At 68.0% G+C, this 15,515-nt stretch carries 19 protein-coding genes; 16 read left to right on the top strand and 3 right to left on the bottom strand.

Going from position 1 to position 15,515, the window contains the following annotated elements:
• The first annotated feature begins 35 nt into the window (after positions 1 to 35).
• The 6 genes from tkt to ACMGER_RS10595 are packed head-to-tail and all read left to right on the top strand — an operon-like array spanning position 36 to position 5,300.
• A complete protein-coding gene (gene tkt, locus ACMGER_RS10620) occupies positions 36 to 2,009 on the top strand; it encodes a transketolase (RefSeq protein WP_436812116.1) in 1,974 nt (657 codons plus the stop codon).
• The gene (gene gap / locus ACMGER_RS10615; protein ID WP_436812115.1) at positions 2,006 to 3,016 is read left to right on the top strand and encodes a type I glyceraldehyde-3-phosphate dehydrogenase; all 1,011 of its coding nucleotides are present in this window, start codon (positions 2,006 to 2,008) and stop codon (positions 3,014 to 3,016) included. Before tkt ends, gap begins: the two co-directional genes overlap by 4 nt.
• On the top strand, positions 3,016 to 3,471 hold the full coding sequence (locus ACMGER_RS10610) for an MOSC domain-containing protein (protein WP_436812114.1): 456 nt from the start codon (positions 3,016 to 3,018) through the stop codon (positions 3,469 to 3,471). Before gap ends, ACMGER_RS10610 begins: the two co-directional genes overlap by 1 nt.
• On the top strand, positions 3,468 to 4,658 hold the full coding sequence (locus ACMGER_RS10605; protein WP_436812113.1) for a phosphoglycerate kinase: 1,191 nt from the start codon (positions 3,468 to 3,470) through the stop codon (positions 4,656 to 4,658). Before ACMGER_RS10610 ends, ACMGER_RS10605 begins: the two co-directional genes overlap by 4 nt.
• Positions 4,659 to 4,698: 40 nt before the next feature.
• On the top strand, positions 4,699 to 4,977 hold the full coding sequence (locus ACMGER_RS10600) for a hypothetical protein (protein WP_436812112.1): 279 nt from the start codon (positions 4,699 to 4,701) through the stop codon (positions 4,975 to 4,977).
• Positions 4,974 to 5,300, top strand: coding sequence for a type II toxin-antitoxin system PemK/MazF family toxin (locus tag ACMGER_RS10595; protein WP_436812111.1), 327 nt, complete (start codon positions 4,974 to 4,976; stop codon positions 5,298 to 5,300). The genes ACMGER_RS10600 and ACMGER_RS10595 overlap by 4 nt, the downstream gene beginning before the upstream one ends.
• Before the next feature lie 13 nt (positions 5,301 to 5,313).
• Here the strand turns inward: ACMGER_RS10595 and ACMGER_RS10590 are convergent, their stop codons facing one another.
• Both ACMGER_RS10590 and ACMGER_RS10585 read right to left on the bottom strand, forming a co-directional pair.
• Positions 5,314 to 5,826: a TlpA family protein disulfide reductase gene (locus ACMGER_RS10590; protein WP_436812110.1), complete on the bottom strand. Its 513-nt coding sequence runs from the start codon at positions 5,824 to 5,826 to the stop codon at positions 5,314 to 5,316.
• A gap of 45 nt (positions 5,827 to 5,871) precedes the next feature.
• Complete coding sequence (locus ACMGER_RS10585; protein WP_436812109.1) at positions 5,872 to 7,053, bottom strand: MFS transporter; 1,182 nt, start codon at positions 7,051 to 7,053, stop codon at positions 5,872 to 5,874.
• A gap of 136 nt (positions 7,054 to 7,189) precedes the next feature.
• Here ACMGER_RS10585 and ACMGER_RS10580 point away from each other — a divergent pair, with 136 nt between their 5' ends.
• Entirely contained in the window at positions 7,190 to 8,098 is a 909-nt protein-coding gene (locus ACMGER_RS10580; protein WP_436812108.1) for a class I fructose-bisphosphate aldolase, read from the top strand.
• A 7-nt stretch (positions 8,099 to 8,105) separates the two neighbouring features.
• On the top strand, positions 8,106 to 8,759 hold the full coding sequence (locus ACMGER_RS10575) for an O-methyltransferase (protein ID WP_436812107.1): 654 nt from the start codon (positions 8,106 to 8,108) through the stop codon (positions 8,757 to 8,759).
• 16 nt (positions 8,760 to 8,775) lie between these two features.
• Here the strand turns inward: ACMGER_RS10575 and ACMGER_RS10570 are convergent, their stop codons facing one another.
• The gene (locus ACMGER_RS10570; RefSeq protein WP_436812106.1) at positions 8,776 to 9,519 is read right to left on the bottom strand and encodes a DUF72 domain-containing protein; all 744 of its coding nucleotides are present in this window, start codon (positions 9,517 to 9,519) and stop codon (positions 8,776 to 8,778) included.
• On the opposite strand from ACMGER_RS10570, the gene thiE reads away from it, so the two are divergent.
• The 8 genes from thiE (at position 9,518) to ACMGER_RS10530 (ending at position 15,492) form a co-directional block, all read left to right on the top strand.
• Entirely contained in the window at positions 9,518 to 10,219 is a 702-nt protein-coding gene (gene thiE / locus ACMGER_RS10565; protein ID WP_436812105.1) for a thiamine phosphate synthase, read from the top strand. The genes ACMGER_RS10570 and thiE overlap by 2 nt on opposite strands.
• Before the next feature lie 59 nt (positions 10,220 to 10,278).
• Entirely contained in the window at positions 10,279 to 11,259 is a 981-nt protein-coding gene (locus tag ACMGER_RS10560) for a L,D-transpeptidase family protein (RefSeq protein ID WP_436812104.1), read from the top strand.
• Between the two features lie 80 nt (positions 11,260 to 11,339).
• Positions 11,340 to 11,873: a M23 family metallopeptidase gene (locus tag ACMGER_RS10555; protein WP_436812862.1), complete on the top strand. Its 534-nt coding sequence runs from the start codon at positions 11,340 to 11,342 to the stop codon at positions 11,871 to 11,873.
• Positions 11,874 to 11,928: 55 nt separating this feature from the next.
• Entirely contained in the window at positions 11,929 to 12,492 is a 564-nt protein-coding gene (gene efp, locus ACMGER_RS10550) for an elongation factor P (RefSeq protein ID WP_436812103.1), read from the top strand.
• Between the two features lie 128 nt (positions 12,493 to 12,620).
• A complete protein-coding gene (locus ACMGER_RS10545; protein WP_436812102.1) occupies positions 12,621 to 13,436 on the top strand; it encodes an inositol monophosphatase family protein in 816 nt (271 codons plus the stop codon).
• Between the two features lie 243 nt (positions 13,437 to 13,679).
• Positions 13,680 to 14,054, top strand: a complete 375-nt coding sequence (locus tag ACMGER_RS10540; protein ID WP_436812101.1) for an NADH-quinone oxidoreductase subunit A — start codon at positions 13,680 to 13,682, stop codon at positions 14,052 to 14,054.
• Positions 14,045 to 14,596 carry a NuoB/complex I 20 kDa subunit family protein gene (locus tag ACMGER_RS10535; protein WP_436812100.1) on the top strand — a complete coding sequence of 184 codons (552 nt, stop codon included), beginning with the start codon at positions 14,045 to 14,047 and terminating at the stop codon, positions 14,594 to 14,596. The genes ACMGER_RS10540 and ACMGER_RS10535 overlap by 10 nt, the downstream gene beginning before the upstream one ends.
• On the top strand, positions 14,593 to 15,492 hold the full coding sequence (locus ACMGER_RS10530; protein ID WP_436812099.1) for an NADH-quinone oxidoreductase subunit C: 900 nt from the start codon (positions 14,593 to 14,595) through the stop codon (positions 15,490 to 15,492). Before ACMGER_RS10535 ends, ACMGER_RS10530 begins: the two co-directional genes overlap by 4 nt.
• The last annotated feature ends 23 nt before the right edge of the window (positions 15,493 to 15,515 follow it).

Raw genomic sequence — 15,515 nt, 5'->3', positions numbered from 1 at the left:
CGAGTCGCCGGTGTCACCCGCTGCCAGGACCGCGCATGGATCAGATCTTCACCGCCCAGGCCAACGCCATCCGCGCGCTCTCGATGGATGCGGTCGAGGCGGCCAACTCCGGCCACCCGGGGATGCCGATGGGCATGGCCGACGTCGCGACGGTGCTGTTCACCCGCTATCTCAAGTTCGATCCCGCCGATCCCAAATGGCCGGACCGCGACCGTTTCGTGCTGTCGGCGGGGCATGGATCGATGCTGATCTACTCGCTGCTGTACCTGACCGGCTACGCGCGCCCCACCATCGAGGATATCCGCAATTTCCGGCAGCTCGGCAGCCCTTGCGCAGGCCATCCGGAGAATTTCGAGCTGCCGGGCGTCGAATGCACCACCGGCCCGCTGGGGCAGGGGCTGGCGATGGCGGTCGGCATGGCGATCGCGGAGCGGCACCTCAATGCCGGGTTCGGCGACGATCTGGTCGACCACCGCACCTGGGTGATCGCCGGCGACGGCTGCCTGATGGAGGGCGTCAACCATGAGGCGATCGGGCTGGCCGGGCATCTGAAGCTCGGACGGCTGATCGTGCTGTGGGACGACAACAGGATCACCATCGACGGCCCGACCTCGCTGTCGACCGACGAGGACATTCCGGCGCGCTATGCCGCGACCGGCTGGCATACGGTCGCGTGCGACGGACACGATCCGGCGAGCATCGCCGCCGCCTTCGACGCGGCGCTCGCCGATCCGCGGCCGTCGCTGGTCCGCTGCCGCACGATCATCGGCAAGGGCGCGCCGAACAAGCAGGGCACCTCCAAGACGCACGGCTCGCCGCTCGGGAAGGACGAAGTGGCGGCCGCACGCGTCGAGCTCGGCTGGACCGCGGCACCGTTCGAGGTGCCGGAGGACGTGCGCGAAGCCTGGCTTGCTGCGGGCAGGCGTGGCGCCGAGCCTCGCGCTGAATGGCAGAAGCGACTCGCAAGCTACGACAAACGGGTTGAATTCCAGCGCCGGATCGCGGGCGATCTTCCCGGCGACACCGGCATCGCCGGCCATATCGCCAAGCTGTTCGCCGAGCCGCAGAAGGTCGCGACGCGCAAGGCCTCCGAGCTGGCGCTGGACGCGCTCACCGTGGCGGTGCCCGAGCTGGTCGGCGGCTCGGCCGACCTCACCGGCTCCAACAACACCAAGACCGCCGCGACCGGGCCGCTGACCCGCGACGACTATGCGGGCCGTTACATCTATTACGGCATCCGCGAGTTCGGGATGGGCGCGGCGATGAACGGGATGGCGCTGCATGGGGGCGTGATTCCCTATGGCGGCACCTTCCTGGTCTTCTCCGACTATGCCCGCCCGGCGATCCGCCTGTCGGCGCTGCAGCGCGCGCGCGTCGTCTATGTGATGACGCATGATTCGATCGGGCTCGGCGAGGACGGGCCGACCCACCAGCCGGTCGAGCATCTCATGGCGCTGCGCGCGATCCCGAACCTGGAGGTGTGGCGCCCCTGCGACGTCGTCGAGACCGCGGAGGCCTGGGCGGCGAGCCTGGAGAACGAGGACGGGCCGTCGCTGCTCGCGCTGACCCGGCAGAACCTGCCGCAGCTTCGCCGCGACGGCGAGATGCTGGCGGCGAAGGGCGCCTATCGCCTGAAAGCCGCCGAGGCGGACCGCAAGGTGGTCCTGATCGCCACCGGCTCGGAAGTCGAGATCGCGGTCGTGGTCGCCGAAAGGCTTGAAGCGGCGGGCATCGGTGCCGATGTCGTGTCCATGCCTTGCTGGTCGCGCTTCGATGCGCAATCGCCCGAGTACCGCGCTGACATCCTACCCCAGGGCCCGCTCCGCGTATCGATCGAGGCTGGAACGACGATGGGGTGGGAACGCTATACCGGCCTCGACGGGCTGCGCTTCGGCATTGACCGCTTCGGCGCCTCGGCGCCGGCGGAGGCGCTCTACGATTATTTCGGACTGACGGCCGACAAGATCGCGCCCCAGGTCCTCGCCAAGGTGAAGGAGTGGACGGCATGACGGTGAAGGTTGCCATCAACGGTTTCGGACGCATCGGCCGCCTCGTCGCGCGCGCGATGCTGGAGCGCGGCGACACGGGGCTCGAGCTGGTGTCGATCAACGACCTCGCCGACGCCAAGTCGAACGCCTGGCTGTTCAGCCGCGATTCGGTCCACGGCAAGTACCCGGGCGAGGTCGCGGCCGACGGCAACGACCTGATCATCGACGGCAAGCGCATCCACGTCACCGCCGAGCGCGACCCGGCCAAGCTGCCGCACGCGGCCAACGGCATCGACCTGGTGCTCGAATGCACCGGCTTCTTCACCGATCGCGACAGCGCGCAGAAGCATATCGACGCAGGCGCGAAGAAGGTGCTGATCTCCGCCCCGGCCAAGGGTGCGGACCTGACCGTCGTCTATGGCGTCAACCACGACAAGCTCACCGCGGAGCATACGATCGTCTCCAACGCCTCGTGCACCACCAATTGCCTGGCGCCGGTCGCCAAGGTGATGAACGATTCGATCGGCATCGAGCGCGGCCTGATGACGACGGTCCACGCCTATACCAACGACCAGAAGATCCTCGACCAGATCCACAAGGACCTGCGCCGCGCCCGCGCCGCCGCCATGTCGATCATTCCGACCACCACCGGCGCCGCGCGCGCGGTGGGCGAGGTGCTGCCCGAACTGAAGGGCCGGCTCGACGGATCGTCGGTGCGCGTGCCGGTGCCGGACGGCAGCCTGATCGACCTCACCTTCGTGCCCAAGCGGGACACGACCAAGGAGGAGGTCAATGCGATCCTCAAGGCCGCGGCGGAGAGCGGGCCGCTCAAGGGCGTGCTGGTCTATTCAGAGGACCCGCTGGTCTCGGTCGATATCGTCCATACGCCGGCCTCGTCGACCGTCGACAGCCTGGAGACGGCGGTGATCGAGGGCAAGCTCGTCCGCGTCGTCAGCTGGTACGACAATGAGTGGGGCTTCTCCAACCGCATGGTCGACACCGCGGGCGCGATGGCGAAGCTGATGTGATGACCGGCGTGCTCGCCGGCATCGCCCGCCACGCGGCGCCCAAGGCGCCGATGGAGACGCTCGACCGCATCGAGGTGTCGATCGAGGGCGGCATCGCCGGCGATCACCGCGGCGGCGTGAAGGGACGACCCTACAAGCGCCAGGTGACGCTGATCGAGCGCGGCGACTGGCAGGCGGCGACCGCCGAGGTCGGCGCGAGCATTCCCTGGCAGGAACGGCGCGCCAACCTGCTGGTGGACGGTTTCGACCTGCCGCAGGCCAGCGGCACGCGGCTGCGCATCGGCGCCGACGTGGTGCTCGAAGTCACCGGCGAGACCGACCCGTGCGAGCGGATGGATGCGGTTGCGCCGGGGCTCTTTGCCGCGCTGAGGCCGGACTGGCGCGGCGGCGTCTCAGCCTTTGTCGTCGCCGGCGGCATCATCGTCGTCGGTGACCCGATCAGGATCGAATCATGACCCGACCCTTCAAGACCCTCGACGATCTCGGCGACGTCACGGCCAAGCGCGTGCTGGTGCGCGAGGATCTCAACGTGCCGATGGACGGCGGCACGGTGACCGACGACACGCGGCTGCGCGCCACCATTCCCACTGTCACCGAGCTCGCCGACAAGGGCGCGATCGTGATCGTGCTCGCGCACTTCGGCCGGCCCAAGGGGCTGCGCAATCCCGAGATGTCGCTGGCGCTGGTCACCAAGCCCTATGAGCAGGTGCTGGGCCGCCCGGTCCGCTTCATCGACGACCAGGACGCGGCCGAGGCGATCGCGACGATGCAGCCCGGCGACATCGGCGTGCTCGAGAACACCCGCTTCGACCCCGGCGAGGAGAAGAACGCGCCGGAGACGATCGACCGTCTCGCCGCGCTCGGCGACCTCTACGTCAACGACGCCTTCTCCGCCGCGCACCGCGCCCATGCCTCGACCGAGGGGCTGGCGCACAAGCTGCCCGCCTATGCCGGCCGGCAGATGGAGGCCGAGCTCGATGCGCTCGACAAGGCGCTCGGCAGCCCCGAGCATCCGGTGGCGGCGGTGGTCGGCGGGGCGAAGGTCTCGACCAAGCTCGACGTGCTCAAGCATCTGGTCGCCAGGGTCGATCATCTCATCATCGGCGGCGGCATGGCCAACACCTTCCTCGCAGCGCGCGGCGTCGACGTCGGCAAGTCGCTCGCCGAGCACGACCTCACCGGCACCGCCGAGGAGATCATGGAGGCCGCCGACCGCGCCGGCTGTACCGTGCACCTGCCCTATGACGTGGTGGTGGCGAAGGAGTTCAGGGCCAACCCGCCGACGCGCACTGTCAACGTGCACGAAGTCGCCGCAGACGAGATGATCCTCGATGTCGGTCCGGCCGCGACCGAGGCGCTGGCCGACGTGCTCAAGACCTGCCGCACGCTGGTGTGGAACGGCCCGCTCGGCGCGTTCGAGACGCCGCCGTTCGACACCGCGACGGTCAGCCTCGCCAAGACCGCGGCGGCGTTGACCAAGGAAGGGTCTTTGGTTTCGGTCGCGGGCGGCGGCGACACGGTGGCCGCGCTCAACCAGGCCGGCGTCGCCGACCAGTTCAGCTTCGTCTCGACCGCCGGCGGCGCGTTCCTGGAGTGGATGGAGGGCAAGGAGCTGCCCGGCGTGGCGGCATTGACGCATTGATCCGCGAGGCCTATGTTAAACTTGTTTAACGGAGGCTGCCATGCTGGGCGTGCGATTGCCGGAAGATGTCGAACGCAAGCTCGACCGGTACGCGCGCGCAGTCGGTCGCACCAAGAGCATGATCGTCCGTGACTGGATCGTCGAGCGGCTCGATCGCGATTCGATCGATGAGCAGATGCGCCGCGCCGCCGCCGTGATCGCGGCGCACGAGACCGACGTCGACCGCATCGCGCGCGACTCCGATACGGACGCGTGGCTGGCGACGCTGGACGAGGAAGACGGCGGCTATGACTGGGGGCCGAAGGGCCCCCCGCTGTGAGGCGCGGCGACGTCGTCATCGTTCGACAGCCGAACACGCCTGCCGGCAAGCAGCGCCCTTGCATCGTCGTTCAGCGCGACAGCACCTTGTCCATCGCGAACAAGGTGACGGTGTGTCCGGTCACCTCCACGGTACGAGGTCCGCAGGGCGGACGTCCGCTGATCCTGCCAACACCTGAAAACGGCCTTGCACGTCCAAGCGAGGTCGAGATCGACTGGATCTACACCTTCTCGCTGGACAGGGTGCTGGGCACGATCGGATCCCTCGACGAAGATATGCTCAGGCTGGTGGACGAAGCACTGCGTCGCTGGCTCGATCTCTGACGCGCGCGCCGCGTCAGCTCGACGGCGCGCGTTCGTTGAGCAGCGGGACGAGGATCGCGTTGAGCGCATCCAGGTCGAACGCCCCGGCCCTGGCGTAACGCACGCGGCCGTCGCGGCCGATCACGAAGTTGGTCGGCACGCCGCCGAGCGAGTCGTAAGGTCCCTTGATGCCGCGCGCCGAAGGGATTGTCATCTTCGCAAACAACGGCTTGAGCTTGTAGAGCGGCACCGATCCTTCGGTCGTGATCGCGAAGACCTTGAGGCCGTGCGAGCGCTGGAGGTTGTAATAGCGGTCGAGCAGCGGCAGCTCCTCCCGGCATGGCACGCACCAGGTCGCCCAGAAGTTGAGCACGATGACGTTGCCGCGCAGCTCGTCGAGCGTCACCTTGCTGCCGTCGACCAGCTTGAGCTCGAAATTCGGCGCGAGCATCCCGACCTTGGGCTGCGAAGGCACGCGTTCCGGCGACGCCGCCGTGGCGAACAGGGCGGCAGGCAGCGCCAGCCCGAGCATCGACAATGTCTTCATGAGGCCCCCCTCCGCCGCCGTTTGTGAGCGGGGGCCCGGCAGCCGTCAAGCGTCGGCGCGGCGGTCGAAGGTCAGGAACAGTGCCAGCAGCACGGCGCCTATCCCGGCCCCGATCAGCGCCGAGAGGCCCCAGCCGCCGCGCTCGTAGCTTGCAGAGCCGATCAGCGAGCCCATCGCGCCGATCAGGAACATTACCGTCATATAGGCGGCGTTGATACGCCCGCGCGCTTCGGGCGCGAGGCCGAAGATGATGCGCTGGCCGGTGATCTGGTTGAGCTGCACCGCCGCGTCGATCAGCACCGCCGTCACCGCGAAGGCGATGACGCTGCCCGCCGCCACCACCAGGTCGGCGGCGAGGAAGGAGAGGGTGAGCAGCAGCAGCGCGGCGAAGGTGGTCGCCTTGAGCTTGCCATGGTCGGCGAGGTGTCCGGCGATCGGCGCCGCCAGCGCACCGCCGGCGCCGGCGAGGGCGAACAGCGCCACCTCGGCGTGGTTCGCGCCGAACTCGCGGTAGAGGGTGAGCGGCGCGGCGGTCCAGAACAGGTTGAAGGCCAGGAACAGCAGCGACTGATAGGCAGTGCGCAGCCTCAGCTGGCGATAGCGGCCGAAGGTCCCGAAGCTGGAGGCCAGGATCGCGCCATAGCTCATCCGTACCGCCGGCCGGCGCTGCGGCAGCTTCGCCGCGAGCACCGCGCCGATCGTCGCCATCGCGATCGCCGAGACGACGAACACCGCGCGCCACCCCGCGATCGCGGCGATGAAGCCCGCCACCGGCCGCGCGAGCATGATGCCGGTCAAAAGGCCGCTCATCACCATGCCGATCGTGCGCCCCTGCCGCTCGTGGCTGCTGAGATGGGAGGCGAACGGGATCAGCACCTGCACGCCGACCGAGCAGGTGCCGACGATCAGCGACGCCAGCAGGAACAGCCCGGCGTTGCCCGAAGCCGCCACGCCGATCGCCCCGAGCACGGCGCCGACGGTGGCGACGATCACCAGCCGCTTGTTCTCGACGATGTCCGACAGCGGCACGATCAGCGCCAGCCCGAGCCCGTAGCCGAGCTGCGTCAGCGTGACGATGCCGCCCGCGACCGCCGGCGACAGGCCGACGTCGGGCGCGATCATGTCGATCAAAGTCTGGGCATAGTAGAGATTGGCCACCATCACGCCGCAGGCGATCGCCATCAGCAGGGTGAGGCCGGGCGAAAGTCGATGGGGCGGCGCGTGCATCGCTCGCAGATGCGCTGCGTTGCAGCAAAATCAAGCCGAAGCTTGCCGGTAGCGCGGAATTTCCGGTTTAGGCGCGTTGCGGACGGGCGAGGCGCTGACTATCAGCCGCGGCAAGGAACATAGAGGGGAGACAATGATGACGCCGATCGTGAGGGCCATTCTCGCCAACTACGAATCCGACAATCCGGGCGTGAAGGCCAATCTGGCCCGTATCCTGATGCAGGGACGCCTCGGCGGCACCGGCAAGCTCATCATCCTGCCGGTCGACCAGGGCTTCGAGCATGGTCCCGCGCGCAGCTTCGCGATCAACGAGCCGGCTTACGACCCGCACTATCATTACCAGCTCGCGATCGACGCGGGCCTCTCGGCCTATGCCGCCCCGCTCGGGATGCTGGAGGCGGGGGCGGACACCTTCGCCGGGCAGATCCCGACGATCCTCAAGCTCAATTCCTCGAACTCGTGGGCGACCTCGATCAACCAGGCGGTGACCGGCGGCGTCGACGACGCGCTGCGGCTCGGCTGCTCGGCGATCGGCTTCACCATCTACCCCGGCGCCGACGACATCTTCGAGATGATGGAGGAGATCAAGGAGCTCTCCGCCGAGGCCAAGTCGGTCGGCATCGCCACCGTGATCTGGTCGTACCCGCGCGGCGGCAAGCTCACCAAGGACGGCGAGCTCGCGCTCGACGTCGGCGCCTATGCCGCGCACATGGCGGCGCTGCTCGGCGCGCACGTTATCAAGGTCAAGCTGCCCTCCGCGCACATCGAGCAGAAGGATGCGCAGAAGGCTTATGAGAGTGCAGACTGGTCGAAGCAGTCGGACCGGGTGAAGCATGTCGTGAAGGCCTGCTTCAACGGCCGCCGCATCGTCGTCTTCTCGGGCGGCGCCGCCAAGGGCGAGGACGCGGTCTACCAGGACGCGCGCGACATCCGCGACGGCGGCGGCAACGGCTCGATCATCGGCCGCAACACCTTCCAGCGCAAGCGCGAGGATGCGCTGGCGATGCTCGACAAGCTGGTGCGCATCTACAGGAACGAGGAGTGACCGCGGCATGGCCGAAGACCGCTGGCGCGACGTCGACGACTATATCGCCGGGCAGCTGCTCGGCCCCGATCCGGTCCTCGACGCCGCGCTGGCGGCGAACCGGGCGGGCGGGCTCCCGGCGATCGACGTCGCGCCGGTGCAGGGCAAGTTCCTCCACCTGCTCGCGCGGATGGCGGGAGCGCGGCGCATCCTCGAGGTCGGCACGCTCGGCGGCTATTCGACGATTTGGCTCGCCCGCGCGCTGCCGGAGGGCGGGCGGCTGACCACGCTCGAGGTCGATGCGCATCATGCCGACGTCGCCCGCGCGAACATCGCGGGTGCGGGCCTGGCGGACAAGGTGGAGGTGATCGTCGGCCCGGCACTCGACGGTCTGAAGGGGCTCACCGGCCCGTTCGACTTCGTCTTCATCGACGCCGACAAGGTCAACAACGCCGCCTATGTGCAGGCGGCGATCGGCCTGTCGCGGCCCGGCACGACGATCGTGGTCGACAATGTCGTGCGCGAGGGCGGGCTGCTCGATGCGGACAGTCGTGACGAGAGGATCGTCGGCACCCGTCGCCTGTTCGAAACCGTCGCCGCCGAACCGCGCCTCTCCGCCACCGCGATCCAGACGGTGGGTGCGAAGAAATGGGACGGCTTCCTGATCGCGGTGGTCGATTAGCCGGGATGACGGTTTATCACTGATCTATCGCCTGCCGCACCGTCGCCTTCAGCGTCTGTGCGTCGTGGATGGCGTCGGCGTGGGCGTCGTTGTTGAAATAGGCCCAGACGCTGCGGCCCTCGCGCGTCCGGGCGATCATCCAGTCGGTCCAGCCGAGCAGCGCTTCGTCGGAATAGCGCCCCCAATATTTGCCGCCGCCGCCGTGGAATCGGACATAGGCAATCGGCCCGACCGCCCACCGCGGTGTCGCCAGATCGGGCATGTCGTGCGCGCAGAACGAAGCGCCGTAGCGCTCCAGGAGCTTCAACACCTCCTCGGTGAGCCAGCTCTTGTCGCGGAACTCGAAGGCGTGAATGAGATCGCGCGGCAGGAGCTTGAGAAAGCTCTCCAGCCGCTCGAGATTGACCCGGAACCGCGGCGGCAGCTGGTAGAGGATCGGGCCGAGCCGGTCGCCGAGCCTGCGCGTCGGCGCGATCATCCGCGCGAGCGGCTCCTTGCAGTCCCTCAGCCGCTTGGCCTGGGTGATATAGCGGTTGGCCTTCACCGCATAGCGGAAGTCCCTCGGCGCCTGGTCCTTCCATTTGACGAAGGTCTCGGCCGTGGGCAGGCGGTAGAAGCTGTTGTTGATCTCGACCGTATCGAAATGTTCGGCATAGAAGCCGAACCAGCGGTTGACGGCGAGCGTCTCGGGATAGAAGGCGCCCCGCCAGTGCCGGTACATCCAGCCGGAGCAGCCGATACGGATCTCGGAGCGCGACATGCAGGCCCTTGGCGAAGACGACGATGGTTTCGACAACGCACTCGACCCGGATTTCGCCGCGCGCTTCGAACGCGACGACAGGAAGCCGCCGTGCCAGCTCTACCTGATCTCCCCGCTCGACGTGACGGGCGCCTTTCCCGACCGCCTCGCCCGTGCGCTGGAGGCGGGCCCGGTCGCGGCCTTCCAGTTCCGGGTGAAGGACGTCGACCAGCATGAGGCCGCCCGCCTCGCCGAGCCGCTCCAGCGCATTTGCGCCGACCGCGAGGTCGCCTTCATCGTCAACGACAGCATCAGCCTCGCCAGGCGGCTCGGCGCCGACGGCGTGCATCTCGGGCAGGAGGACGGCGATCCGCGCGAGGCGCGGCAGGTGCTCGGCCCGTCGGCGCAGATCGGGGTGACCTGCCACGACAGCCGTCATCTCGCGATGGAAGCGGGGGAGGCGGGGGCGGACTATGTCGCGTTCGGCGCCTTCTATCCGACCGCGACCAAGGAGACGCGGCATCGGCCCGACCCCTCCATTCTGTCCTGGTGGTCGACCCTGTTCGAAATCCCCTGCGTCGCGATCGGCGGGATCACGCCGGCTAATGCGGCGCCGCTGGTCGCGGCCGGCGCCGATTTTCTCGCCGTCTCGCACGCGGTTTGGGGCGGCGATGAAGTCGCGGCGATGCGAGCTTTGGCCGAGATACTTGGTTCGACCTGACGCAACATAGGTTGGTTTCGGGCGTTCAACGACTCCTATTGTTGAACGGAGTCAATTGGATGCGGATGTTTGCGGCGATCTTGGCCCTGTTGTTCGCAACGCCCGCGGCCGCCCGGACTCCGCCGCTCGATCGCAGCATCCTCCATATCCAGGTGATCCTCGACCATCTCGGCTTCTCGTCGGGTATCCTCGACGGCCGGGAGGGGCAGTCGCTCAAGGCGGCGCTGCGCGGCTTCCAGCAATCGCGCAGGCTCAAGATCACCGGCAGGATCGACCAGGCGACGCTCCGCGCGCTCTACCCGCATCGGGCAATCCGGCCGGAGAAGCGGATCGCGCTCACCGCCGAGATGCTCGCCGGGCCGTTCATCAATCCGACGCCGAAGGACTATGGTGAGCAGGCGAAGATGCCCTCGCTCGCCTATCGTTCGCCGATGGAGAAGCTGGCGGAGATGTTCCACACCGCGCCGGAGGTGCTGCTCGAGCTCAACAGCCGCGAGACGATGCTGCGGCCGGGGACGCCGATCGTCGTGCCCAACGTGCTCCCCATGTCGCGCGACTATCCCGCCGACCTCAAGCCCGAATGGCGCCGCACGCTCAATGACCTCAACGTCGACGCGCGCCAGCCGAGCGCCGCGAAGATCGTCGTCGACAAGTCGGAGGGCGTGCTCAAAGTGTTCGACGGCGGCGACCGGCTCGTCGCGCAGTTCGGCGCCACCATGGGATCGGAGCATGATCCGCTGCCGATCGGCAGGTGGAAGATCAACGGCGCCGACACCAATCCCCGGTTCCACTACAATCCCAGGCTGTTCTGGGATGCGAAGAAGGGCGACGACGCCGAGATGCTGCCGCCGGGGCCGAACGGGCCGGTCGGCGTGGTGTGGCTCGACCTGTCGAAGCCGCACTACGGCATCCACGGCACGCCGGAGCCGCAGAACATCGGCCGCACCGAGAGCCATGGCTGCATCCGCCTGACCAACTGGGATGCCGCGCGGCTGGCGCTGATGGTGAAGCCGGGCACGCCGGTGGAGTTCCGGCCGTGACCGCGACGCCGCTCTCGGATCGGGACCGGCTCGGGACTCGACGCAAGGCGGTGCTGCGCCTCATCCTGGCGTTCGTGCTGATGCTGGGACTCGCGCTGGCCCTGATGGTGAACTTCACCGACGGAACGATCGCGCCCGCGCCGCCCGCGCCCGCCCCATCGGAAGGCGCGCCGGCGCTTGTCGTGCCGGTCGCCGGCGTCTCGCTGGCCGAGATCACCGACACCTGGGGCCAGTCGCGTGACGGCGGCGGGCGGCCGCACCAGGGCACGGACATCACGGCGCCGGCCGGCACGCCGGTGCTCGCCGCGGCGGCCGGGACGGTCGAGAAGCTGTTCGACAGCAGCGCGGGCGGCCATACCCTCTACATCCGCTCGCCGGACGGGCGCTGGAGCTATTACTACGCCCACCTCGCCGGCTATGCGCCGGGCATCGCCGAAGGGAAGCAGGTGCGCGCGGGCGAACGGATCGCCTTCGTCGGCGACACCGGCAATGCCGGGGCCGGCAACTACCATCTCCATTTCGGCATCTCGCGGATGAGACCGGAGGACGGCTGGTGGCAGGGCGAGCCGGTCGATCCCTATCCGCTGCTTGTCGGAAACCGGCCGGGACGCTAAGGGGCGCGCCACGGCGCTCGCGGGCGCCTTCGCTCTTTCCATCAGGTAGATCCCCATGAAGATCAGCGGCGTGGACATCCGTCCCGGCAACATTATCGAATATGAAGGCGGCATCTGGCGCGCCGTGAAGATCCAGCACACCCAGCCCGGCAAGGGCGGCGCCTATATGCAGGTCGAGCTCAAGAACCTGCGCGACGGCCGCAAGAACAACGTTCGCTTCCGCTCGGCCGAGACGGTGGAGCGCGTGCGGCTGGACACCAAGGACTTCCAGTTCCTGTTCGCCGACGGCGACAGCCTCGTGTTCATGGACAAGGACACCTACGACCAGATCACGCTGCCGCGCGACCTGCTCGGCGATGCCGCCGCTTTCCTGCAGGACGGCATGGACGTGGTGATGGAGCTCTATGACGAGGAGCCGATCAACGTCCAGCTGCCCGACACGATCGAGGCGACGATCGTCGAGGCCGACGCGGTTGTGAAGGGCCAGACGGCTTCGTCCAGCTACAAGCCGGCGCTGCTCGACAACGGCGTCCGTGTGATGGTGCCGCCGCACATCACCTCGGGCACGCGCATCATCGTCGACGTGTACGAGCAGACCTACGTCCGTAGGGCGGACTAAAAGCCCTCTCCCTTTGGGAGAGGGTTGGGTGAGGGCGATCGGACGGTCCGTACTCACCCTCACCCTCCCAAAGCTGACGCTTTGGGCCCCTCCCTCTCCCGATGGGAGAGGGGTTTTGGAGCATCGTCTTGGTTAGTCATTCCGGCCTCATCACGATCATGGAGCGCGCGGTCCGCAAGGCGGCGCCGCGGCTTCGCCGTGACTTCAACGAGGTCCAGCACCTCCAGGTGAGCCGCAAGGGGCCCGCCGACTTCGTCAGCCTCGCCGACCAGCGGGCCGAGGAGACGATCATCGAGGAACTGCGCAAGGCCCGGCCCGACTGGGGTATTCTCGCCGAAGAGGGCGGCACGATCGAGGGCGATCCCGACAAGCCGCGCTGGATCGTCGACCCGCTCGACGGCACCTCGAACTTCCTGCACGGCATCCCGCATTTCGCGATCGCGATCGCGGTCGAGGATCCGCGCAGCGCCGGCGGCAGGCCCGAGATCACCCACGGCATGGTCTATCAGCCGCTCACCGACGAAGGCTTCTGGGCCGAGAAGGGGCGCGGCGCCTGGCTGCAAGGCCAGCGGCTGCGCGTGTCGGCGCGGCGCGACCTCTCCGAGGCGCTGATCGCGACCGGCATTCCGTTCCTCGGCCACGGCGACTTCGCCGAGTGGAGCCGCATTTTCGGCGCAATCGCGCCCGAGGTGGCCGGCATCCGGCGCTTCGGCTCGGCCACGCTCGACCTCGCCTGGGTGGCCGCCGGCCGCTACGACGGTTTCTGGGAAAGCGGTCTCCAGCCGTGGGACATCGCGGCCGGGGTGATCCTGATCAAGGAAGCCGGCGGTTTCATCACCGACTTCCGCGGCCAGGACCGCGCGCTCGAGCGTGGCCAGGTGCTCGCCGGCAACGACGTGCTCCATTCGCGGCTCCACAAGCTGCTCGCCAACGCGCTGCGATAAGCTCCCTCTCCCTCTGGGAGAGGGAAGGGGCCCGCTCGGCGTAGCCGAGTGGGAAGGGTGAGGGTGACTTCACGTGGCGCAGTCACCCTCACCCTTCCGCCGCTTCGTGGCTCCCTCTCTCTCCCGATGGGAGAGGGAACAAAGCGATCTAATTGCGAGTCATTCTCACCCCTCAAACCCTTGCCCGGCTAGGGGTCAGGGTCTAGGAGCCCCCCATCCATTTCGCACCTGCGAGCAACGCCCTTGGTCGACCTGTCGCAATATCTTCCGATCCTCCTGTTTCTGGGAGTGGCGATCCTGCTGTCCGGCGCCTTCGTGGTCCTGCCGATGCTGGTCGCCCGCCTGACCGGCACGCACCAGCCGACACCGGAGAAGCTCAGCGAATATGAGTGCGGCTTCCCCGCCTTCGAGGATTCGCGCAGCCAGTTCGACGTGCGCTTCTATCTGGTCGCGATCCTGTTCATCGTCTTCGATCTGGAAGCGGCGTTCCTCTATCCCTGGGCGGTCACCGTGTTCGACCTCGGCTGGGTCGCCTGGGTATCGATGATGATCTTCATCGCCGAGCTCGCGCTCGGTCTTATCTACGCCTGGAAGAAGGGAGCGCTCGAATGGGAGTGATCCTGTCGCCGTCGGAGAATGCGTTCCCGACCGAGAACGCCGCACCGGATCAGGCGTTCTTCGACGACATCAACACCGAGCTCACCGACAAGGGCTTCCTGGTCACCTCGACCGAGGAGCTGTTCCAGTGGGCGCGCACCGGCTCGCTGTGGTGGATGACCTTCGGCCTCGCCTGCTGCGCGGTCGAGATGATCCACGTCAACATGCCGCGCTACGACATGGAGCGCTTCGGCGCCGCGCCGCGCGCGTCTCCGCGCCAGTCGGACGTGATGATCGTCGCCGGCACGCTCTGCAACAAGATGGCGCCGGCGCTGCGCAAGGTCTACGACCAGATGTCGGAGCCCAAGTACGTCATCTCGATGGGTTCCTGCGCCAACGGCGGCGGCTATTACCACTATAGCTACAGCGTCGTGCGCGGCTGCGACCGCATCGTGCCGGTCGACATCTATGTCCCCGGCTGCCCGCCGACCGCCGAGGCTTTGCTCTACGGCGTGATGCAGCTCCAGCGGAAGATCCGCCGCATCGGGAGCCTGGAGCGGTGAGGGCGCCGGCACCCCGTTATCTGACCAACGACGGCGTGATCGAGGCGGCTGCCGCCACGCTCGGCGACAAGCTGCTGCACGCGCAGGACCGCGTCGGCGAGGTCGCGCTCTATGTCGATCGCGAGGCGCTGGTGCCGGCGATGACCGCGCTGCACGACACGCCCGGCCTCGAATATCAGCAGTGCATGGAGATCGCCGGCGTCGACTATCCGAGCCGCCCGGAGCGGTTCGAGGTGGTCTACTGCCTGCTGAGCCTCACCCGCAATCATCGCATCCAGGTCCGCGTCACCACCGACGAGGTGAAGCCGGTGCCGTCGGTCACCTCGCTGTGGCCCAACGCCGGCTGGCTCGAGCGCGAGGTGTACGACATGTACGGCGTGCTGTTCTCGGGCAATCCGGACCTCAGGCGCATCCTCACCGACTACGGTTTCCGCGGCCATCCGCAGCGCAAGGACTTCCCGCTCTCGGGCTATGTCGAGCTGCGCTATTCCGAGGAGGCGAAGCGTGTCGTCTACCAGCCGGTCAGCTTGGCGCAGGACTTCCGCAACTTCGACTTCATGAGCCCGTGGGAAGGCGCGGCCTATGTGCTGCCGGGCGACGAGAAGGCGACCGGCCCCGGCCCCGGCGACACGCCGCAGGGCAAGCCCGCGCCGACCCCGCCGCCGCCTCCCGCGCCCGCGGTGCCGCAGGAGAAGGGCGCGCCCTCGCCGGTGACCGCCGACGAGATCCGGAAGGCGGGTTCGAAGGCCTCCAAGCCCGTCACCCCCAGGGCCAAGCGCGCCAAGACCAAGGACAGCACCGCCGACACCGGCGCCGGCAAGCCCGAGGCCGACGCCAAGCCGAAGCCTCGCAAGCGCGCCGTCGTGCCGACCAAGGGCAAGGGGCAGAACCAGTGAGCGTAGCCCATGGCTGATACCGT

Origin of the sequence: Sphingomonas astragali, assembly GCF_051400615.1 — a bacterium.
Lineage (GTDB): Bacteria > Pseudomonadota > Alphaproteobacteria > Sphingomonadales > Sphingomonadaceae > Sphingomonas.
This window is presented reverse-complemented; position numbering and strand designations above follow the sequence as displayed.